The 20,423-nt window shown below is 67.3% G+C and carries 16 protein-coding genes; 6 read left to right on the forward strand and 10 right to left on the reverse strand.

Annotated features, from left to right (window positions below; all coding sequences use genetic code 11):
* Positions 1-17: 17 nt before the first annotated feature.
* The 4 genes from purL to map form a co-directional block, all read right to left on the reverse strand.
* The gene (purL, locus tag ACU5AX_RS00230; RefSeq protein WP_446689178.1) at positions 18-2,246 is read right to left on the reverse strand and encodes a phosphoribosylformylglycinamidine synthase subunit PurL; all 2,229 of its coding nucleotides are present in this window, start codon (positions 2,244-2,246) and stop codon (positions 18-20) included.
* 54 nt (positions 2,247-2,300) lie between these two features.
* Positions 2,301-3,659, reverse strand: a complete 1,359-nt coding sequence (locus ACU5AX_RS00235; RefSeq protein WP_446689179.1) for an alginate export family protein — start codon at positions 3,657-3,659, stop codon at positions 2,301-2,303.
* A gap of 109 nt (positions 3,660-3,768) precedes the next feature.
* Entirely contained in the window at positions 3,769-4,212 is a 444-nt protein-coding gene (locus ACU5AX_RS00240) for a DMT family transporter (protein WP_446689180.1), read from the reverse strand.
* An 8-nt stretch (positions 4,213-4,220) separates the two neighbouring features.
* Entirely contained in the window at positions 4,221-5,048 is an 828-nt protein-coding gene (gene map, locus ACU5AX_RS00245; protein WP_446689181.1) for a type I methionyl aminopeptidase, read from the reverse strand.
* Positions 5,049-5,099: 51 nt separating this feature from the next.
* Between map and ACU5AX_RS00250 the strand changes: the two genes are divergently transcribed.
* The gene (locus tag ACU5AX_RS00250) at positions 5,100-5,858 is read left to right on the forward strand and encodes a competence/damage-inducible protein A (RefSeq protein ID WP_446689182.1); all 759 of its coding nucleotides are present in this window, start codon (positions 5,100-5,102) and stop codon (positions 5,856-5,858) included.
* 263 nt (positions 5,859-6,121) lie between these two features.
* Here the strand turns inward: ACU5AX_RS00250 and ACU5AX_RS00255 are convergent, their stop codons facing one another.
* On the reverse strand, positions 6,122-6,316 hold the full coding sequence (locus ACU5AX_RS00255) for a hypothetical protein (RefSeq protein ID WP_446689183.1): 195 nt from the start codon (positions 6,314-6,316) through the stop codon (positions 6,122-6,124).
* Between the two features lie 448 nt (positions 6,317-6,764).
* Positions 6,765-6,929 carry a hypothetical protein gene (locus ACU5AX_RS00260; protein WP_446689184.1) on the reverse strand — a complete coding sequence of 55 codons (165 nt, stop codon included), beginning with the start codon at positions 6,927-6,929 and terminating at the stop codon, positions 6,765-6,767.
* 274 nt (positions 6,930-7,203) lie between these two features.
* Here ACU5AX_RS00260 and ACU5AX_RS00265 point away from each other — a divergent pair, with 274 nt between their 5' ends.
* Complete coding sequence (locus ACU5AX_RS00265) at positions 7,204-7,839, forward strand: PEPxxWA-CTERM sorting domain-containing protein (protein ID WP_446689185.1); 636 nt, start codon at positions 7,204-7,206, stop codon at positions 7,837-7,839.
* Positions 7,840-8,246: 407 nt separating this feature from the next.
* On the opposite strand, the gene ACU5AX_RS00270 is transcribed toward ACU5AX_RS00265, so the two are convergent.
* Complete coding sequence (locus ACU5AX_RS00270; protein ID WP_446689186.1) at positions 8,247-9,275, reverse strand: LacI family DNA-binding transcriptional regulator; 1,029 nt, start codon at positions 9,273-9,275, stop codon at positions 8,247-8,249.
* Between the two features lie 148 nt (positions 9,276-9,423).
* Between ACU5AX_RS00270 and ACU5AX_RS00275 the strand changes: the two genes are divergently transcribed.
* The 3 genes from ACU5AX_RS00275 (at position 9,424) to ACU5AX_RS00285 (ending at position 13,493) form a co-directional block, all read left to right on the forward strand.
* A complete protein-coding gene (locus tag ACU5AX_RS00275; RefSeq protein WP_446689187.1) occupies positions 9,424-10,386 on the forward strand; it encodes a dihydrodipicolinate synthase family protein in 963 nt (320 codons plus the stop codon).
* Positions 10,387-10,509: 123 nt separating this feature from the next.
* On the forward strand, positions 10,510-11,925 hold the full coding sequence (locus ACU5AX_RS00280) for an MFS transporter (RefSeq protein ID WP_446689188.1): 1,416 nt from the start codon (positions 10,510-10,512) through the stop codon (positions 11,923-11,925).
* 86 nt (positions 11,926-12,011) lie between these two features.
* Positions 12,012-13,493 carry a carbohydrate porin gene (locus ACU5AX_RS00285; RefSeq protein ID WP_446689189.1) on the forward strand — a complete coding sequence of 494 codons (1,482 nt, stop codon included), beginning with the start codon at positions 12,012-12,014 and terminating at the stop codon, positions 13,491-13,493.
* Between the two features lie 314 nt (positions 13,494-13,807).
* Here ACU5AX_RS00285 and ACU5AX_RS00290 read toward each other — a convergent pair whose 3' ends face one another.
* Genes ACU5AX_RS00290 through ACU5AX_RS00300 form a run of 3 tightly spaced genes read right to left on the reverse strand, consistent with a single transcriptional unit; the run spans position 13,808 to position 19,238 of the window.
* Positions 13,808-16,873, reverse strand: coding sequence for an efflux RND transporter permease subunit (locus tag ACU5AX_RS00290; protein WP_446689190.1), 3,066 nt, complete (start codon positions 16,871-16,873; stop codon positions 13,808-13,810).
* Positions 16,870-17,913, reverse strand: a complete 1,044-nt coding sequence (locus ACU5AX_RS00295; protein ID WP_446689191.1) for an efflux RND transporter periplasmic adaptor subunit — start codon at positions 17,911-17,913, stop codon at positions 16,870-16,872. The genes ACU5AX_RS00290 and ACU5AX_RS00295 overlap by 4 nt, the downstream gene beginning before the upstream one ends.
* Positions 17,910-19,238, reverse strand: a complete 1,329-nt coding sequence (locus ACU5AX_RS00300; protein WP_446689192.1) for a TolC family protein — start codon at positions 19,236-19,238, stop codon at positions 17,910-17,912. The genes ACU5AX_RS00295 and ACU5AX_RS00300 overlap by 4 nt, the downstream gene beginning before the upstream one ends.
* Before the next feature lie 165 nt (positions 19,239-19,403).
* Here ACU5AX_RS00300 and ACU5AX_RS00305 point away from each other — a divergent pair, with 165 nt between their 5' ends.
* Complete coding sequence (locus tag ACU5AX_RS00305) at positions 19,404-20,423, forward strand: YncE family protein (RefSeq protein ID WP_446689193.1); 1,020 nt, start codon at positions 19,404-19,406, stop codon at positions 20,421-20,423.

Genomic DNA, 20,423 nt, shown 5'->3' on the forward strand with positions numbered 1-20,423 from the left:
CGGCGGCGGCGGAGCGATCAGGCGAGTGCGGCGTCGCTGCCCATCAACGTCGGGAAGAACGCTTCATGCGCGGAGCGCAAGGCGTCGAGCGTGACGACATCGTCGCGGTCGGGCCGTTCGAAGATCAGCCGCTTGCCGCCGGTCCGGCCGAGCGGCTCCGCCTCGACGCCGGCGGCATGCGCCTCGGCGAGGAAGTCGACCAGGGCGTGGTCGTGGACGGTGACCACATAGACGCCTTGATCCTCCGCGAAGAAGGAGCGGGCGCAGCCGAACGGTTGCTTGCGGTCGATCATCGCGCCGATATTGCCGGCCAGCGCCATTTCCGCGAGCGTCACCGCGATGCCGCCGTCGGAGACGTCGTGGACCGCGGAGAGCTGGCCCTGGTCGATGCCGCGGCGAATTAGATCGCCGGTGCGGCGTTCCGCGTCGAGATCGACCGGCGGCGGCCGGCCGGCGTCACGACCCTCGATGCCGTGGCATTCGCGCAGGTAGAGCGACTGGCCGAGGTGGCCGCCACGCGTGCCGACCGCGAGGATGACGTCGCCCGTGCCCTTGAACGCGATCGTCATGTTGCGCTGCCAATCGGCGAGCAGGCCGACGCCGCCGATCGCCGGGGTCGGCAGGATCGCCGAGCCGCCGCCGGTCGCCTTGGATTCGTTGTACAGCGAGACGTTGCCCGACACGATCGGGAAGTCGAGCGCGCGGCAGGCGTCGCTCATTCCTTCGAGGCAGCCGACGATCTGGCCCATGATCTCAGGCCGTTGCGGATTGGCGAAGTTGAGGCAGTTGGTCACCGCGAGCGGCGTCGCGCCGACGCTGGTCAGGTTGCGCCATGCCTCCGCCACCGCCTGGCGGCCGCCCTGGACGGGATCGGCGAAGCAATAGCGTGGCGTGCAGTCGGTGGTGATCGCCAGCGCCTTGTCGGTGTCGTGCACGCGCACCACTGCGGCGTCGCCGCCCGGGCGCTGCACCGTGTCGGCGCCGACCATGTGGTCGTACTGCTCCCAGATCCAGCGGCGGCTGGCGATGTCGGGCGAGCCGATCAGCGTCAGCAGATCCTTGGCGATGTCGCGGCTTTCCGGCAGGCTGCCGGGCATCGCCGGCGGTACGGTCGGCACATGCGGCCGGTCGTAGAGCGGTGCCTCGTCGGCGAGCGGCGCGAGCGGGATGTCGCACACCACTTCGCCATGATGCTTCAGCACCATGCGCCCGGTGTCGGTGACATGGCCGATCACCGCGAAGTCGAGCTCCCATTTGCGGAAGATCGTCTCGGCCTCCGCCTCGCGGCCGGGCTTCAGCACCATGAGCATCCGCTCCTGGCTTTCCGACAGCATCATCTCATAGGCGGTCATGCCGGTCTCGCGCTGCGGCACGTCGTCCATGATCAATTCGATGCCGACGCCGCCCTTGGACGCCATCTCGACGCTCGACGAGGTGAGGCCCGCGGCGCCCATGTCCTGGATCGCGACGATCACGTCGGTCGCCATCAGCTCCAGACACGCCTCGATCAGCAATTTCTCGGTGAAGGGATCGCCGACCTGCACCGTCGGGCGCTTCTCCTCGGCATCCTCGCCGAAATCGGCCGAGGCCATGGTCGCGCCGTGAATGCCGTCGCGGCCGGTCTTCGACCCGACATAGACGATCGGATTGCCGATGCCGCTGGCCGCCGAATAGAAGATCTTATCCTGGTCGGCGACGCCGACCGTCATCGCATTGACCAGGATGTTGCCGTCATAGGCCGGGTGGAAGTTCACCTCGCCACCGACGGTCGGCACGCCGACGCAATTGCCGTAGCCGCCGATCCCATGGACGACGCCACTGATCAGGTGGCGCATCTTGGGATGATCGGGCCGGCCGAAGCGCAGCGCGTTCATGTTGGCCACTGGTCGCGCGCCCATCGTGAACACGTCGCGCAAGATGCCGCCGACGCCGGTCGCCGCGCCTTGGTACGGCTCGATGTAGGACGGGTGGTTGTGCGACTCCATCTTGAAGATCGCCGCCTGGCCGTCGCCGATGTCGATCACGCCGGCGTTCTCGCCGGGGCCACAGATCACCTGAGGGCCGGTGGTCGGCAGCTTCTTCAGATGGATGCGGCTCGACTTGTACGAGCAATGTTCGGACCACATCACCGAGAAGATGCCGAGCTCGACCAGATTGGGTTCGCGGCCGAGTGCGCGCAGCACCGTCTCATATTCTTCCGGGGAGAGGCCGTGTTCGGCGACGATCTCGGGCGTGATCTGGGTCATGGCCCGCGCCTGTAGCGGCTGCGCGGCCGTTCGTCACCCTCACGCGGGCACGGATCAGAAGGTCGCCTGCAGGTTGATCTCCAGGAAGCGGACCGTCGCCTGATCGCGCGCCAGTGCGGCCGGCGCATCGCGCAGGAAGGGTCCCTTGAACAACACCGCCGCATTGCTCTCCAGCCGCAGGTGATCGGGTATCAGCCAGTAGCGGATGCGCCCCTCGACCTGCTGCCCGGCGAAGCGGCCCGAGCGCCCGGTCGCGTCGGTGACACCGAAGAAGCGATCGTAGCGCGACGCCAGCCAGATGGCGCGATAGTCCGCCAGCGCCTCGACCCGCTTGCCGGGCTTGGCTTCGAAGCGCACCCCCGGCGCGCTGATGTTCTCGCGGGAGATCGCGCCATAGGTGCCCGACGGGCCGAAATCGTCGCGCCGGCTGCCGTATAGCGAATCGAACCGGCGGATGGTCCGCGCATCGCGGCCGTTGCCGCTCGCGTGATCGTAGAAGAGGCCGAGCCGTGGCTGGATCGGCGCGTCCCACGTATATCCTGCCGCGGCATGGACGAGGGTGGCGGAGACGTCGGCATGACGCGCGCTCGCTTCGGTGGAGGCACTGGCGTCGCCGAATTGATAGGCGACCTCGACATCCGCATCGACCTTTCCCGCCTTGCTCTCACGGCTCAGCCGCCCGTCCAGCGTGTGCAGCCGGCGGTCGGCGGTGGCGAAGCCCGGCGCGTCATGCTCGGCCAGGCGAAGATAGGTGATCTCCAGCGCGCTACCGGCGATCAGCGCCTTGCGCCGCACATGTCCGCCGATCAGCACCCGGTCGAACGTCTCCCGGTCCATCACCACCGCATTGCGGCGCACTCGCGTCGGATCGTCGGGCAGCTTTTGCTGCGGCAGCACGTAGAACAGGGTGAGGACCGTCTGCCGATCCGGTTCCAGGTCGCCGCGAATGCCGGTAAAGCCGTTGACGGTGTTGCCATATTCGTCGGTCGCGACAAGCCGGCCGGAGCCGAGATTGATCAGGAAGCGGCCGGCGTCGAGCGTCAGGTGGCGGCCGCGGCCGAGCAGGTCGTCGAGACGGAGCTTCAGATAGGCCTGCGGCAGTTCCACCGCATTGACCTCGCTGTTGCTGATCTGCGTGGTGCGGGCCAGCGCGTAACCGCGACTGTCGATCATCTCCGCGCCGATCGCCAACGGCCCCGGGCCATATTCCACCGCGATACCGGTGCGGAGCAGCACCGCATCCTCCGCCGTCGCCGAACCGGGACGGGGACGGCCGGCGACTCCTTCGAAGCGCAGACGGCTCGACGCGGTCAGGATCAGCCCATTCGGGTCCTTCTCCGGCGCGGTGTCCGGTTTGCCGGGCTTTTCCGTCGATGACGCCGGGGAGGCGGGCAGCGCCTGTGCCGCCAGCATGGCCGGATCGCAAGCGAAGAGCAGGGCGCAAGCCGTTCGTAGTCCCGTCATTGCGGTTGATTCGCGCGGCGCTTGCGTCAGGGTGATGACGGTGGCCATCGGATCGGCCTCAGCTCCGCCGCATCAGCACGACGCCGCCGATCACCAGCGCCGCACCCAACAACCGCGGCAGTGTGACCGGCTCGGTCTTCAGGCCGAGCAGGCCGAAATTGTCGAGCAGCAGCGCAGTGGCGAGCTGGCTGGCGATCGCCACGGTCAAGGCGGTGGCGAGGCCGAGGCGCGGCGCCGCATAGGCCATCGCCGCGACGAAGCCGGCACCGTACAGGCCGCCCAGCCAGGCCCAGCCGGGCCCACCCTTCAAGGCGGCCGGTGCGGTGCGGTCAAAGGCCACCCACGCGACCGCGAGCACGACCGACCCGACCAAGAAGGACACCAGCGCCGCCAGCACCACCGATCCGGACGTCTTGGCCAGTGCGGCGTTGGTCGGCGCCTGCACGGCGATGCCAACCCCGGCGAACAGGACGGCGAGCAGCGGCAGTAGGGCGGCGGGCATGCCGCCTGTTACGCGTAGGGCGGCTGGGTGTATCCCTTGGGACTAAGCGTGAAGATCTCGCAGCCGTCCTCGGTGATGCCGATCGAATGTTCAAACTGCGCCGAGAGCGAGCGGTCGCGCGTCACCGCCGTCCAGCCGTCGTCCAGCAGCTTTACGTCGGGGCGGCCGATGTTGATCATCGGCTCGATCGTAAAGATCATGCCCGGCCGCAGCTCCGGCCCGGTACCGGGCCGGCCGACATGCACCACCTCCGGCGCGTCATGGAACAGCCGGCCGAGGCCATGACCGCAGAAATCGCGCACCACGCCATAGCGGTGCTTCTCCGCATGCCGCTGGATCGCATGCGCGACGTCACCCATGTGGTTGCCCGGTCGCGCCTGCTCGATGCCGAGCATCAGGCATTCGTAGGTCACCTCGACCAGCCGCTTCGCCTTCAGCGGCACGTCGCCGATCAGATACATGCGGCTGGTGTCGCCGTGCCAGCCGTCGACGATCGGGGTCACGTCGACATTGACGATGTCGCCCGCCTTCAGCGTCTTGTCGCCGGGTATGCCATGGCAGACGACATGGTTGATCGAGATGCAGGTCGAATGGGTGTAGCCGCGATAGCCCAGGGTCGCCGGCACGCCGCCGCCGGCGGTGACGAAATCGTAGATCAGCCGGTCGATCTCCGCCGTGGTCACGCCGGGGACCATGTGCGGCACCAGCATGTCGAGCGTCTCGGCGGCGAGCTTGCCCGCCTTGTGCATGCCGGCGAAGGCGGCGGGGCCGTGCAGCTTGATGGCGCCGGTGCGCGCCTCCGGCGCGTCGGAGGTGACGTTCACATATTCGGTCATCGCCATCATATAACGTGGCGGGCGCGGTTTTGCGAGGCTAAGGCAAGGGTCATGACAGCTGAGCGTATCTGGACCGCCGCGCTGGTGGTGATCGGCGACGAGATCCTCTCCGGCCGCACGCAGGACAAGAACATCGCGCAACTCGCCGCCTGGCTCAACGTCCAGGGCATCCGCCTCGCCGAGGTACGGGTGGTCCCCGACCGACAGGAGGCGATCGTCGAGGCCGTCAATATCCTGCGGGCGCGCAACGACTATCTGTTCACCACCGGCGGCATCGGCCCGACCCATGACGACATCACCGTCGATGCGATCGCCGCGGCGCTTGGCGTCGCCGTCGTCCACCACCCAGAGGCGATGGCGATCCTGGAGGCCTATTACCAGACGCGCGGCGGGCTGACCGATGCGCGCGCGCGGATGGCGCGGGTGCCGGAAGGGGCGACATTGATCCCCAACCGCGTCTCCGGCGCGCCGGGCATCCATGTCGGCAATATCTTCGTCATGGCCGGCGTGCCGCATATCACCGCCGGCATGCTCGACGCGCTCACCGGCACGCTGCAGGGCGGCCTTCCGGTCGTCTCCGGCACGATCGGTTGCTGGGTTGCTGAAAGCGAGGTCGCCGATCTGCTCCGCGACGCCGAGAAAACGCACGAAGGCGTCGCGATCGGCAGCTATCCCTTCTTCCGTGACGGCCGTACCGGGGCCAATTTCGTTGTCCGCAGTCCGGACGCTGCGTTGGTCGACGCCTGCCTCGCCGACCTGACGCAGGCCTTGGAGGCGGGTGGGCGCAGCGTGGTGCAGGGCGGAATCTGATAGGGGGCGACGCACCGTGCGGCGGTGGTCGGATGGCGAGCGGTGCGCAACGCCAGCGTCGGCCTGCTGCAACGGCGAGAAACGTCGATCGTGGTATCGGCGCACGACGTGGCGGGCTCATGATGGCGCGTGTTGCAGCCTTTCCGCACGGTTCGCTAGGTCGCACCTACGAGGCCAGGGGATCGGGCGCCCTTCGTCGGCAGTCAGGATCGGCACAGTGCGGTCTTCCCGCATGTGCCGATGCCGATATCGATGCCGTGTGATCAGGCGGGCGTGGCGCCCGCGGTGCCGCATTTGGCGAACTGACCTTTCGCATTCTTGCAGCGAACGGCCTTCGCCGGAGCCTTTGCCGCGCACTTGATGAACTTGCCGGTCTTGGGATCCTTGCACGGCGCGGCGAATGCCGGAGCGCCGGCAACGAGGCTTAAGGTTGCGGCGGCAAGCAGAATGGTGCGCATGTCAGGCTCCTCTTCTCATGGAGGGAGGAGCGTGCGCCGCCGAACGCGGCTCGTCAACCATCTGTTATGTCTGATATTTCATGGTTGGCACGATCGTCATCCATGGCCGCCCGCATGCCCTCGTCCGGTGCGATGACGGGGCGTCGGACCGGGTCGCAGAACCGGTTGTTACTGGGGGTGGGCCGCGGATTTCCGGTCTCGGGCGGCGTCGGCGTTCGTGCGCCTGCGACAGGTTTGGCTGCGGCCGGTCTGTCGACGTGGCAATGACGGCTTAACGGACGTGGGATGTGCGTCGGCCAGGGCTGGGGACACGCCGGCGCGGATGCCGTCGCAAGTGTAGCTCAATGGTAGAGCAGAAGCTTGCCAAGCTACACGAAGAGAACGTTTCATTATCTTTTGGATCGATCATGGATCCTGAGCCCAGTTGCCGCCCACCGTTCCTGCAGCATCACAAACTGCCGGTCGCGAGATTGTCGGTGGTGGTGCGAGAAGGCCGGTAATGGTCCATCGTGATGGCGCTCAGGCGAATGCCGGCGTCAACGACGAAATCCTCTCGCATGACAGAGCGGCTGCCATTGTCGCGATCGAGGCCGATAGCACCGGTGCGAACCACATTGCGCCAGGCGCTGCCTGTGCTTTCAATAGCTTAGCTAGTGTAACACAATGTCATTTTAAAATATTAATTCTTTGTTGGTGTGCCAAAATCGGGCATATGAACGGACAGAATCAAACGTTTTCTCCAACTATCAAAAACTTACTAGCTATTAGTGATCGTTTGGTTACAGAATCGAGACGCAAGTTCTGTTTCTCTTCTTGTGGACAGTAAATGTTAATTGGATTATTACCTTGTCCGTCCGCCAAAAAGGCTAGCAGGAGGTGTGAATATTATGTCTTTGTTCAAAGGTTTAGCAGTCTTCGCGGCTGCGTCGGCAGCACTCGTTGGTGCCGCATCCGCTGAGGCTGCCAAAGTCAACTTCCTTTATGAAGGCATTTTGGAGAGCAAGGGCACGGCTGTCGGCTCGTTCGACATCGCCGATAGCGAACTGGCGCGGCTCAACAGCGGCACCACGCCGCTGTCAAAGGCCGACTGGTCGGCGGTCAGCAACCTCGTCATGACGGTCTCGGGGGCGAGATGGGGCAATGGCACGTTCTCGACGGCCGATTTCACCGGGCTCACCTTCTATATTCCGGCCACGCTCGATCTGAGCAAGGATCTCGTTGGTCAGCGAATCGACAGCAATTATGTTTTCGGCCAGCCGCATAGCGGCGCGTTCGCGGGCGACCTGACGTTCAACCCGGTCTTCAAAAGCGATGCGTTGAAAAACGCGCCTTCGGCCGCGCGGACCTTCACGCTGCTCTCCTATGGCGGCTGGGACTATCTGCAACTCAAGTCGCTGACCGTCACTTCGGCGGTGCCGGAACCCGCCAGTTGGGCGATGATGATCGTCGGCATCGGCGCGGTCGGTTTCATGATGCGTCGCCGCCGGAAGGCCGGGATCAACACCAACGTGCGCTTCGCCTGACGCGCCCTTGTCAGGCTGAGTAAGGCCGTCACCCTGCACCTGGGGTGGCGGCCTCATGACGCATGTGGCCGAAAACCCATCGCAGCGCTGCCGCGCGCCTGCAGGTTTGTCGCCCACGTGATCAAGCTCGTATCGGTCCTCCCACGGCCAGCCAGGCGTCCGGCGACAATAGGCGGGGTTCGCGTCATTTTGTCCGCGTGACGATCGGGCGCGATAGGGCGACAGCGCGTGAGTTGCGGCCTCGTCAATCCGAATAGGGGCAAATCACCCGTTATGCGGGCGTGAATATAGGCAGCCGGACAAGCGGCAGCTTGCCGAGCTATCCAAGCGGGATACTTGTCGCCGTAGACCCGGATTCCGACGATCACCGCGAGGAGCGGATTACCCCGAATGTCCTCAGACTCGCTTTAGACTGCGGTTGCATCTCTCGCCGCCGTAGAGCGGCGTGGGATCAGGGTAGGGGCCACCATCTGTATCGGTTCGCGCGGTCTGCTCCTCCCGGTCACAAGCAGATCGAGCGCGGTCGAGGCGATCTGATCGAACGGGACCCGCAACGTCGTCAGCGGGGTGGGCAGGCAACCGACGATTGGGATGTCGTTGTAGCCTACAAGCGAGACGTCCTTTGGCACGCCGAGCCCAAGATTGATCAACGCGGACATGGCGCCGATGGCGGTGTTGTCGTTCACCGCGAAGATTGCGGTTGGGGGGGAGGCGAGCCGCATCAGCAAGAGGGCCGCATCCGTTCCCGCATCGATGCTGAAAGTCGATTCGACGATCAGCTCCGGATCCACATCGACGCCATGTTCGGTGAGCGCCCCGACGTAGCCGTTCCGCCGGCCGCGCGCGCTCGACGCATAATCAGGGCCAGCAATGATGCCAATGCGCCGATGGCCGAGATCGAGCAGATGGCGGGTCGCCAAATAGCCGCCCAGGCGATCGTCTCCGACAGAGGAGAGGCTTTTGCCGTCCGTCCGCAACGCCAATACGAAGGGGACACCCCGCTTGGTCAGCACGTCGGGCAGATCGTCCTCGTCGCGTGCCGTAGCGAGGACAAGACCGTCGACGCCGCGTTGCAGGAGGGACTCGGCGGCGCGCAGCTCATTCTCCACGCGGTCCTCGGTCGTCGCGACCAGGGCAATGCGCCCCGTACGGTCGCATGCCCGTGCGACCGCTTCGTAGAGCATGGCCATGACGGTGTCCGTTAGCCGGGGGACGATGACGCCTATCGTCATCGTCTGCCCCCGCCGCAGGCTGGCTGCAGAAACGTCGCGGACGTAGCCGAGCTGTTCGGCGACCTGCCGCACTTTTCGAGCGGATTCGCTGTCGGATGCCGGAAGACGCTCATCCAAAATGCGTGAGACGGTCGATTTCGACACCCCCGCAGCGGCGGCCACGTCGAGGATCGTCACCCGTCCGGTCTTGGCGCCGATTTCCATATCCCAATTCCCTGTAGCCGAACTGTTCGTTTGCGGTCGGAAGAGAGAATGCCTCAACGATCCGATTGACACCAGCACATTTCGGATCGATAACGGGAACGTTCCCGCCAACGTTCCAAGATGGCGGATTGACCTAGGAGAGACAGTCATGAGCCTGCACGATCCCGAGCCCCGCACCACCACGCGTGCCGCCCCCGAAAAGGTCATGGACCTGCGCGGTCTGAACCCGGCTCCTGTCACCGTGTTCACGAAGGACGGCCAGGTCGATTACGAGCAGAATGCCAAACTGGCGCGCTGGCTCGTCTCGGTCGAGGGCGTGAAGAGCCTCGTCATCCTGGGCCATGCGGGTGAGGGCACGTTCCTGACCCAGTCCGAGCAGGTGAAGCTGATCGAATGCTTGGTGGACGCGGTCGACGTGCCGATCATCGCCGGCATCACCGGCGAGGGTACTGAGGTCGCCGCCCAGGAAGCGCGCCGTGCCGCCGATGCGGGCGCGATCGGCGCTCTCGTCTATCCAAGCCATGGCTGGCTACGCTTCGGCTACCAGTTCGGCGCGCCGCAGGATCGTTACAAGGCGATCTACGAGGCCTCCGGCCTGCAGTGCATTCTGTTCCAATATCCCGACGTCACCAAGGCCACTTACAACCTCAAGACCCAGCTGGAGATCGCCGCACAGCCGGGCGTCGTCGCCACCAAGAACGGCGTGCGCAACATGAAGCGCTGGGACACCGAGATTCCTGTTCTGCGCGCCGAATTCCCGGATCTGCAAATCCTGACCTGCCATGACGAATACCTGCTGCACACGATGTTCGACGTCGACGGCGCACTGGTCGGCTACGGCAATGTCGCTCCCGAGCTGCTCGTCCAGCTCATCGAGGCAGGCAAGGCAAAGGATTATGTCCGCGCCCGCAAACTGCACGACCAGCTGCTGCCCGTCACCAAGAACATCTACCATCGTGGCAGCCATATGGAGGGCACCGTCGCGCTCAAGATCGCCCTGCGCGCGCGCGGGATCATCGACAACGCAACGATCCGATCGCCGCTGCTCGACCTTAGTCCGGAGGCGGAAGCGGAGATCGAAGCCGCGCTGAAGGAGGCGGGCATCGTCTGAATGACAGGGCCGGGGGCCGCACGGCGGCACCCGGCTCATCCGCGCCGGTGATCCCGGTCGAAATCCCAACGAGAACAGACGTGCCGGCTTCGCTGCCAGAGCGCGCCAATGGGAGAGAATGCTGTGAACGCATCCATTGCCTCGGCCAGCGGATTGGCCGACGACTACGCCATGGCGCACAGCCGGGCGGATAGCGGAACCCTGATCGCGCGACTGGAGCGCCTGCCCGTGACGCGGCCCGTCCTTTGGGCGCGCGGGTGCGTGGGAATGGCCACCTTCTTCGACGGCTATACGACCATCGCGCTCGCCTATGCTTTGCCGATACTTGCGAAGGAATGGGGCCTGGCGCCCGCGACCACGGCGGCGATTATCTCGTCGGGCTATCTTGGCCAATTGTTCGGCGCGATCTTCTTCGGCTGGTTGGCGGAGCGTATCGGGCGCCTTCCCGTGCTCGCGATCTGTATCGGCATCTTCGCAGCGATGAGCGCTGCGTGCATCTTCTCCTGGAGTGCCAGCTCGCTGATGCTGTTCCGCTTCCTCCAGGGCATCGGAACCGGAGGAGAAGTGCCGGTCGCGAGCGCCTATGTCAACGAACTGTCGGGCGCGAAGAAGCGGGGCCGGTTCTTCCTGCTCTATGAGCTGCTCTTCCTGGTCGGCCTCACCGCGGCAGGCGGCATCGGCTATTTCCTGGTACCGTCGCTCGGCTGGCAGGCGATGTTCGTCGTCGGCATGGTGCCGGTTCTGCTGGTGATGCCGCTTCGCTTCTTCCTCGCGGAGAGCCCGCGCTGGCTGATCACGCGTGGCCGGTTGGCGGATGCCGAAAAGGTCATTGCCCAATTGGAGGCGAGTGCCGTCAAGCATGGCCAGCCCTTGGCCGAACCCCGTGCCATCGTGACGACGACGCCGACCTCCGGTCGGCGAACCAGCTCGTGGCGGGAACTGTTCAGCCCGCTCTACGGCCCGCGTACGCTGCTGCTGTGGGCGATGTGGTTTGGTGCCTATATGGTCAACAACGGCCTGCTGACCTGGCTGCCGACCCTGTACAAGACCGTTTTCGACATGCCGCTGGACCAGGCGATCGGCTACGGCTTCGCCATGACCGGCGTTGCCTTGGTCGCCTCGTTCATTTGTGCGATCACCATCGACAAGGTCGGGCGGCGCAATTGGTATACCGGCGCGCTGCTCTTCGCCGCCGTCCCGTTGCTCGCCCTGTGGTGGCTCGGCGCGACGACCCCGATGATGGTGTTCGCGCTGGCGACACCTGCCTTTGCGGCTCTCCAGACGGTGACCTATTCGCTCTACCTCTATTCGGGTGAGCTCTACCCGACGCGGCTGCGGTCGCTTGGCGCGGGATTGGGATCGGCATGGCTGCGAGCCGGGTCGATCACGGGTCCGTGGGTCATCGGTCTGATCATGACGAGCGGGTCGGTCGCCCCCGTGTTCCTGACGTTCGCGGTCGTGGCGGCGCTGACCGGACTGGCGGTGCTGCGCTGGGCACCCGAGACGACCGGGCGTCCGCTCGAGGAAGTCTCTCCCTGATGACGACGGGGCGTGTGGCGCGACCACATTCCCCGCCGCCCTTGTGACAATCAGGCCGCCATCGCGGCTCGTCCTGGAGAGTGTTCGTGACCAACAGCATCTATCGCTGGCCGATGCTGGCCAGCGGCCTCCTCGTCGCGTGTCCGTGCCTCGCGCAAAGCACGCCGTCGGACAGTGACAAGGCCGGGTCGCCAGCATCTCCTGCGGCGCAATCGGATGCGAAACCGCAGGCGACGTCCCCCGCCATCTTCCTCAACAACTATCCGAAGCCGCAGGTGCAGAGCACGGCGAGCGTCGCCGGACCGCCAAAGGGTCCGCTCGTCGGTATCGGCCAGGCCCTGGCGGATCGCGGTATTTACCTGCGAGCGCTAGCCGTCGACGAATTCGCCGGAAACGTCACTGGTGGGCAGGGGCGTGGAACCGCCAACTCCTATGTCTTTCCGTTCGGCTTCGATCTGGATTTCGATCGGCTCGCCGGCTGGAAGGGGGCCGCCCTCCACTACAGCATGAACGTGTCGCAGGGCTCCTCGCTCGCCGTCGATCACACCGGCAATGCCATCAGCTTCCAGACCCGCTACAAGGCGGTGCAGAACCTGCGTCTGGCCGCGCTGGCGCTCGAGCAGAACTTGTGGGGCGGCAAGGTCAACATATCGGGCGGACGCGTCGCCCCGTTGACCTATTTCAACCAGTCCAACATCTACTGCACCTTCCAGAGCAACTCGGTGTGCTTCAACCCGGCGGTGGTCCCCATCCAGGACCGGGCACTGGGGTTCTTCCCCTACAACACCTGGGGTGGGCGCATCAAAATTGCGCCCACCAAATGGTTCTACGCTCAAGCCGGGATCTTTGAGGCCAATACGTCGCTTATTTCGACCAACGGCTTCGACTGGTCGACGAAGGGCTCCACCGGTCACCAGACCGCCGTCGAGATCGGCCTGCAATCCGCTGATCCGAGGGCACGGAACCTGTATCATCTCCGCATCGGTGCGTTCGGCAACACGTCCGACGTCACCGATCCATACCTCAACACGCGTGGTCGCCCGCGGCTCGGACGCGGTGCGGCCGGCGGGGCTGCGCTCGTGCATGACGGACAGGCGGGCGTCTACGTGATGGGCGACATCGCGGCGGCGCACATGGACGGCGATGCCAAGCGTCCCATCACCGTCTTCGGCGGCGTGATCAGCGCGACCAACGACTATGTGCCGTTCAAGGGGCAGGCGCTGGCGGGCGTGATCGTCACCGGCCCGCTGCCGGGTCGCACGAACGACACGTTCGGGATCGTCGGCAGCTACATTCGTCTCGGCGACCGGCAGCGACAGTTCCTGCAGGCGTCGCGTGCGCTGGCTGGCGGGACCGACACGGTATTCCCGGACGAGGGGGTGTTCGAGGTCAACTACGGCATCGCCGCCCACCGCGGCGTCAGGATCAGCCCGAACGTCCAATATGTCGTCAGCCCCGACAATTTCGCCAAGCCTCGAGCCATCAAGCGATCGGGAGACATCTTGGCGTTCGGTCTGCGCGTGTCGATCGACGGCGCCGCCTTGCTCGGGCTGCCTGCACAGCGATGATGCGCACGTTCCGCGACGAAGTGATCCGTACCCGAACCCTTGCTCGGAAGAGCGATGATCTTCGTGACGTCGGGAGGGCGGCCGCGCCCGACTAACACCAGCTTCGCTGCGATGTCGACCCGATTATGATGTTGGGTCCCGCCGCCTGGACGGAGCTCCTAAGCGGCGCTCCCGCACGTCGGCCCTGAGCGTGACGCCGGTAGCTTCCCGGCATCGCTTAAGGGGACCCGCTCTCGCGCGATGAACGAGCGGCGGAAAGCTGGAAGTGGCCTGGCAGCCTCGACCGATGGCAATTGGATCAGGTCCGGCAGACTTCACACAGTAGTCGACCGATTGCCGACACCAGACCAAGGTTTCGCTAGTCTTCCGACCAGAACAGGCATGGCCAATAACACGAGGGGGTATTGCAACAGCAATCCGGCGATGATCGCGATCGCCAGCGGCTGCTGGATGCCTGCGCCCTGCCCGAGCGCGAGGGCGAGTGGCAGCAGCGTCAGGATCGCGGCGAGGGTCGTCATCGTGATCGGCCGCAGCCGGTTGTACGCGGCCGTCCGCGCCGCCTGTCCGGGCGGCAAGGTACTGGCCAGCTCCTGGAATTCGCTGACGTAGAAGATCGCCATTTCGGTACCGATGCCGATGATCATGGTCATGCCCATCAAAGCGGTGATGTTGAGGTCGACGCCGGTGATCCACAGCGCGGTGAAGACCGCGGTCGTCGACAGCAGCGAACAGCCGATGATGATCAGCGGCAGCAGCAGCCGGCGGTAGAGGATCAGCAGCAGGATGAACTCGGCGATCAGTGCGGCGAGAAACACCTTGATGAGACCGGCAAAGGCGATCTGCTGTTGCTGGTAGAGGCCGCCGAGATCGTAGCGCACGCCGGGACCGAGCACGCCGGGCCGGGCAAGCGCGCGCGTGACGTCCGCTATCGTCGCACCCAAGCCGCGGCCCTGGATGCGCCCCGTCACCGCGACCATCGGTTCCAGATTCTCGCGCGCGATCTGCGGCTGGCCGGTGACGGGCACCAGATCCGCGACGCGGGACAGCGGCAGGACGTGGCCGTCGGCGGCGCGAATCGGCAGCCGCGCCAGCGCCTCGCGCGTGATCGTGGTGGCGCCGGGCAGCCGGACGCGGACGTCGACCGCTTTGGTCGGCAGCGCCAGCGTGGTGGCGACGCTGCCCTGCAGCGCGACGTCGACCGCGGTCTGGACGTCGGCGGGCGTGACGCCCTGAAAGCCCGCGCGGATGGGATCGATGCGCACGTCGATCGCGTCGCCGGCGAGCTGGACGCCGTCCTTCACCTCGACGACGCCAGCGACCTTGTCGATCACGGCGGCGACCTTGCGCGCCTGATCGGTGAGGACCGTGGGGTCCGCGGCGAACAGCTTGATCTCGATCGGCTGGGGCACCGCGGTCAGGTCGCCGATCAGATCCTCCATCAGCTGCGCGACCTCGACCTGCACGCCCGGCACCTGCGAAGCGACCCGATCGGCGACGGCCGCGGCGACATCCTCGGTGCCGCGGGCGTGATCCGCCTTGAGGCGCACGAAATAATCGCCGTGGTAGCTCTGGCCGAGATCGCCGCCGAGCCCGGTGCCGAGCCGGCGCGAAAAGGTGAGGACGTCCGGATCGGCGCGCAGCAGCGCGTCGACCTGCGCCATCCGCCGTTCCGTCTCGTCGAGCGACGTACCGGGCGGCGTGTAATAGTCCATCACGAAGCCGCCTTCGTCCACCTTGGGCATGAAGCCGGTGGGCACGTCGGCATAGCCGATATAGCCGAGCGCGAGCAGCGGCACGGCGATGATGGCGAGCAGCCAGGGGCATGCCGACAGGCGGTCGAGGACAGCGGCGTGGCTCCGCGCGAGCCGGCCGTCGTCGTCGGTGGCGCCATGGGCCGTACCGAACGTCACCCATCGCTGCGCGAGCACGGGGACGACGAAGGCGGTCATCGCCCAGGAGATCGCCAGCGCCGCCGCCATCGTCACCGACAGCGCCTTGGAAAAGGCGCCGGTCACCCCGGTCAGGAACGACAGCGGCAGGAAGACGATCAGCGTCGCGAGGCTCGATCCGGTCAGCGGCACGAGGAATTCGCGCGCGGCGGGCAGCGCCGCGGCGCGTCCGACCGGGGCGCCGTCGGTGGCCGGCGCGGCGGCGCGGCGGACGATGTGTTCGACCATGACGATGACGTCGTCGATGAGCAGCCCGACCGCAGCCGCGATGCCGCCCAAGGTCATGATGTTGAAGCTCATGTCGAGGATCGCGAGCACCAGCACGGTGGCGGCGAGCGTCGCGGGCACGACGATCGCGGCGATCAGCGTGATCCGCCAACTGCGCAGGAAGAGCAGCAGCACAAGCGCGGCGAGCGTCAGGCCGATCAGCACGGCGTCGCGGACGCTCGCCACGGACTGCGTGACGAGTTCGCTTTGATCGTACCAGCTGACCAGCCGCGTGCCCGGCGGCAGCGAGGCAGTGGCGAGCCTGGCGGCGACGGCATGGGCGATCTGCACCGCATTGCCGTCCGGCTGTTCGTAGATATTGAGCAACACCGCTGGCCGGCCGTCCTCGCTGACCCGCAGCCATTGCGGCACGACGCCCTGCTGCACGGTCGCGACGTCGCGAACGCGTACGACCCCGGCGGGGTCGGTGCGGACCACGACATCGCCTACTGCGGCGGGACCGGCCAGCGTGCGGTCGGCGACGACCAACGACAGACGACCGCGATCCTGCACCCGCCCGACCGCGCTTAGCACATTGCCGTTGGCGATGGCGGTGGATAGGTCGCTCATCGCGAGGTTGTGGCTGGCGAGGCGGGCAGGGTCGGCGAGCACCTCCACCTCCGCCGTCTCGCCGCCCTGGACGTCGACGCGCGCCAGCCCCTCGATCCCGCTGAGCAGCGGCACGAGCTGGTAGCGGGCGACGTCCTGTACCTGGGTCGGCGATGCGCGCGAGGTTTCGATCGCATAGGAGATGATCGGGAAGACGGTCGGGTCCATCCGCCGGACGTTGTAGGTGGTACCTGGCGGCAAGGCGCCGAGCGCGCGCGACATCGCGGCTTCGACCAGCAGCGTGCTCGCGACCATGTCGCGGCCCCAGCCGAAGTCGATCGAGATCTGTGCGGAACCGCGCGTCGTTTCGGAGCGCACGTTGCGGACGCCCTGGACGGCGCGCAGCGCCTGTTCGACCGGCTTGGTGACGATGAGCGCGGTCTGGTCGGCGGGGCGCGAGCCGGCGTCGATGTCGACGACGACGCGCGGAAAGGCGACCTGCGGGAACAGCCCGATCGGCAGCGACAGCGCCGCCACGGCGCCGGCGAGCGCGACCGCGAGCGCGATGATGACGATCGCCAGCGGCTGGCGTCGCAGCAGCGCGGCGTAGCTCACCGAATGCCGCCGGTACGCACCGGATCGCCGTCGGCAAGCTGATAGGCGCCATCGACGATCACCGGCGCGCCGGACGACAGACCGCCGCTGACGAGGTCGTCTTGCGCGCCATCGACCACGACGCTGACGGGCACGGCCTTCGCCTTGCCGCCGTGCAGCTGAAACAGCTGGGCGCGGCCGTCGGCGGCGACGACGACCGCGCGGTGGGGCACGCGCCAGCCGGTTGCCTGGCCGGTCTCGATCGCGACGCGCAGCGCCTCGCCGGACAGGATCGCGCCGGCAGGATAGGCGATGTCGACGTCGATCTGGCGGGTGCGCGGGTTGAGCATCGCGTCGATCCGTCGCACCCGGCCGGCGATCGGCGCGCCGCCGCCGTCGAGGCGGGTCAGGGTGACGGGCGCATCGACGCGCAGGTCGCCGCGATGTGCGGGATCGACGCCGACGGTGACGATCAGCCCGCCGGCGCGTGCGATCGTCGCCAGCGCCTGGCCGGGCTGGGTCCGATCGCCCGGGGCGACGGGCAGGGTCGCGACCACACCCGAAAAGGGCGCCCGCATCACCGTCTCGCCGACGCCGGCGCCCTCGCTGCGCAGGGCGGCGAGCGCGGTGCGTGCGTCGGCGACCGCCTTGTCCGCCTGAACGAGCTGGTCGCGCGTCGCGAGCTGCTGGGTCAGCAATTGGGCGGTGGTCGCGCGCTGTGCCGTTGCCGCGTTCACCGCGTCGACGGCCTGGCGGTAGGCGCTGCGCGCCGAGGGCGCGACCGTGAAGCGGAGTATGGGCTGGCCGGCGCGGACGGTGGCGCCGGCGACCGCGGCGACCGCCGTCACCTGGCCGGGTTGCTGCACACTGAGCGTGACGACGCCGTTGCTGGCAGGCGTCGCCTCGCCGAAGGCCTCGGTCGTGCGCGCCTCGGTATCCTGCCGCGCGGGTGTGGTGGTGACGAGCACCGTCGGCGTCGGCGTGGGTTCGGCCGCGGGCTCGCCGGTGCCACATGCGGCGAGCGCCAGCAGCGGCGAGAAGGCGAGGAGGCGCATGGTCATCGCGCCGCTCCCTGCGTGCCCGGATCGGCGAGGCCGAGCGTCGTCACCCCGGGCAATCCGAGGCCGAGCAGGGTGCTGACCGCGACTTGCCGGTCGAGCAGGCCAAGCCGCAACGTCGCCACTTCCTGTTCCTTTGCGAAGCGATTGGTGATGAGGTCGACATAGGCGCGCTCGTCCAGCGCAGCCGCACCGAAGGCGGCGGCGGCGCGCGTCGCGGCGGCGCGGGCGGCGGGCAGATCGCGTTCCACGATCATCAGTTGCCGCTGCAACTGCGCCATCTCGCCGAGCAGTGCGCCGACCTCTCCGGTCGTGGCGGCGAGACGCGCCGCATATTCGGCCTGGAGCTGCGCGCGGGTGGCGCGGGCGATGGCGACATTGCCCTGGTTGCGGTCGAACAGCGGCAGGCCGAGCTGCGCGTTCGGGCCGGCGTTGACGACGCGCGAGCTGTCGCTCGATGCACCGCCGCCGAGGATCAGGTCGGGAAACTGGGCGAGAATCGCGGCGCGCAGCGTTTCGTCCTGCGCGAGATAGCCGAAGCGCAGCGCGAGCAAATCCGGCCGCCGCGCGGGTAGCGTCGCGATCGTGGCGCGCGCGGCCGCCATGTCGAAGGCCGGCAGCTGCGGCACCGACTGCAACGGCACGATCGCATCGGGCGTCAGGCCGAGCAGCGCGTTGAGCTTGTGCCGATCCTGCACCTGCGTCTGGTCGAGCGTCTGGAGGCTGGCGCGCGCCTGCTGGAAGCCGACGGCGCTCGGTGCGGCGGTCACCAGGGTCGCATTGCCCTGCGCCAGAGCGGCCTGCGTCACGGCGTTGCGATGGCCGAGGATGCGCACCGCCTCGTCGAGCAGCGGCCGCGTCTGCTCGCGCGCGATCAGGTCGACGGCGAGCTGGCGCGCCTGGCCCGCGACCTGCCATTCCTGCCACAATAGATCGGCGCGGACCTGGGCGGTGGCGGCCCGCGCGCTGCGGACGCGTGGCTTGTAGACGAGCAGGGCCTTGATGTCCTGCGCCAGGCCGATGTTCCACGCGGGGACCTCGCCCGCCCCGGAGACGAGCGGCAGCAGCGCACCGGTCAGCGCGGGATTGGGCAGCACCCCGGCCTGCGTCCGTTGCGCCTGGGCGACGCTCAATCTGGTGCGGGCCGCGATCAGATCCGGATTTCGCGCCAGCGCCAGCGCGACGACGTCCTCGACGGCGAGCGGCGCGGCGCTCGTGGTCGCAGGCAGCGCAGGGGCGAGCGTCGGCGCCGCGGCGAGAGGCGCCGGCGTGTAGTGGGCGCAGCCCGCCGCCAGCAGGGCGAGCGCCGGCGCCAGTGGGGCCTGCATGCGCACGGGATCGTCACTCCTTCGGGCCGGCAAGTGTATCCGCCCGATCGCAGGGCGCTGTAGCGATCGCGGCGACGGACAAACATTATGTCTTCCCAATGTCGCGCAAACACGCTGGTGTCGGATCGCGTGCCACGATCAAGAGGGGCAAAGGAGACTCGTCACATGCCGTCGATCCGACCGCTCGCCTTGATCTTGCTGGCGCTCGCCGCGCCGGTCGTCGCCAGCGATGCCGTCCGTTCCGTCGCCGTACCCGGCGGCTCCGTCCGTTCGGTCGCCGTACCTGGCGACGGCGGCTGGGACTATGCCAGCGTCGATGCGACGGCGCGGCGGCTCTACATCGCGCACGGCGACGCCGTCTCGGTGGTCGACCTGACCAGCGGGCGGGCGCTGGCGCCGATCGGGCCGGCAGCGCACGCGCATGCCGTGGTGCCGCTGCCCACCGGCGAGATCGCGGTGACCAATGGTACGGACAACAGCGTGCGCTTCTTCGCCGTGACATCTGGGCGCCAGGTGGCAAGCCTGACAGTCGGCGCGAAACCCGACGCGGCGGTGATCGACCCCGCCACCGGTCATCTGTTGGCGATGGACGCCGATGCCGGATCGGTGGCGGAGATCGACGTCCGCGCGCACCGGCTGGTGCGGACGATTCCGGTCGCCGAGGGCCTGGAATATGCCGCGGTCGCGGGGCGGACGCTGTTCGTCAACAACGAGGACAGGAGCGAGATCGACGTCGTCGACCTGAACCGCGGCGCCGCCGTCGCGCCGATCGCGATGCCGGGGTGCGAGGCGCCGACGGGACTCGGCCTCGATGCGGTGCATCACCGGCTGATCGCCGCCTGCGCCAACGGTGTCGCGGCGATCGTCGACACGGCCAAGCGCCTGCTGGTCGGGCGGGTGCCGATCGGGCGCGGCCCCGATGCGGTAATCGTCGATCAAGCCCGCAATCGCGCCTATATTCCTGCAGGCAAGGACGGCGTCCTCGACATACTGTCGTTGGCCGACGCGCGGGCGGTGACGCATCAGGCAAGCGTCCGCACCGAACCGAGCGCGCGGACCGGCGCGCTCGATCCGCAGTCGGGAACGGTGTGGCTGCCCGCGGCGCGTCTGGTGCCGGCAGGCCATGGCGGCAAGCCCAGGGCGGTGCCCGGCAGCTTCCACGTCCTTGCCGTCCACCCCGGCTGA

The sequence above is a fragment of the Sphingomonas benefaciens genome (assembly GCF_052907485.1).

Excerpts from the sequence above, each read along its gene's own strand:
- purL (WP_446689178.1), bottom strand. The coding sequence starts at position 2,246 with ATGACCCAGATCACGCCCGAGATCGTCGCCGAACACGGCCTCTCCCCG.
- ACU5AX_RS00235 (WP_446689179.1), bottom strand. The coding sequence starts at position 3,659 with ATGCTGGCGGCACAGGCGCTGCCCGCCTCCCCGGCGTCATCGACGGAA.
- ACU5AX_RS00240 (WP_446689180.1), bottom strand. The coding sequence starts at position 4,212 with ATGCCCGCCGCCCTACTGCCGCTGCTCGCCGTCCTGTTCGCCGGGGTT.
- map (WP_446689181.1), bottom strand. The coding sequence starts at position 5,048 with ATGACCGAATATGTGAACGTCACCTCCGACGCGCCGGAGGCGCGCACC.
- ACU5AX_RS00250 (WP_446689182.1), top strand. The coding sequence starts at position 5,100 with ATGACAGCTGAGCGTATCTGGACCGCCGCGCTGGTGGTGATCGGCGAC.
- ACU5AX_RS00255 (WP_446689183.1), bottom strand. The coding sequence starts at position 6,316 with ATGCGCACCATTCTGCTTGCCGCCGCAACCTTAAGCCTCGTTGCCGGC.
- ACU5AX_RS00265 (WP_446689185.1), top strand. The coding sequence starts at position 7,204 with ATGTCTTTGTTCAAAGGTTTAGCAGTCTTCGCGGCTGCGTCGGCAGCA.
- ACU5AX_RS00270 (WP_446689186.1), bottom strand. The coding sequence starts at position 9,275 with ATGGAAATCGGCGCCAAGACCGGACGGGTGACGATCCTCGACGTGGCC.
- ACU5AX_RS00275 (WP_446689187.1), top strand. The coding sequence starts at position 9,424 with ATGAGCCTGCACGATCCCGAGCCCCGCACCACCACGCGTGCCGCCCCC.
- ACU5AX_RS00295 (WP_446689191.1), bottom strand. The coding sequence starts at position 17,913 with ATGACCATGCGCCTCCTCGCCTTCTCGCCGCTGCTGGCGCTCGCCGCA.
- ACU5AX_RS00300 (WP_446689192.1), bottom strand. The coding sequence starts at position 19,238 with ATGCAGGCCCCACTGGCGCCGGCGCTCGCCCTGCTGGCGGCGGGCTGC.
- ACU5AX_RS00305 (WP_446689193.1), top strand. The coding sequence starts at position 19,404 with ATGCCGTCGATCCGACCGCTCGCCTTGATCTTGCTGGCGCTCGCCGCG.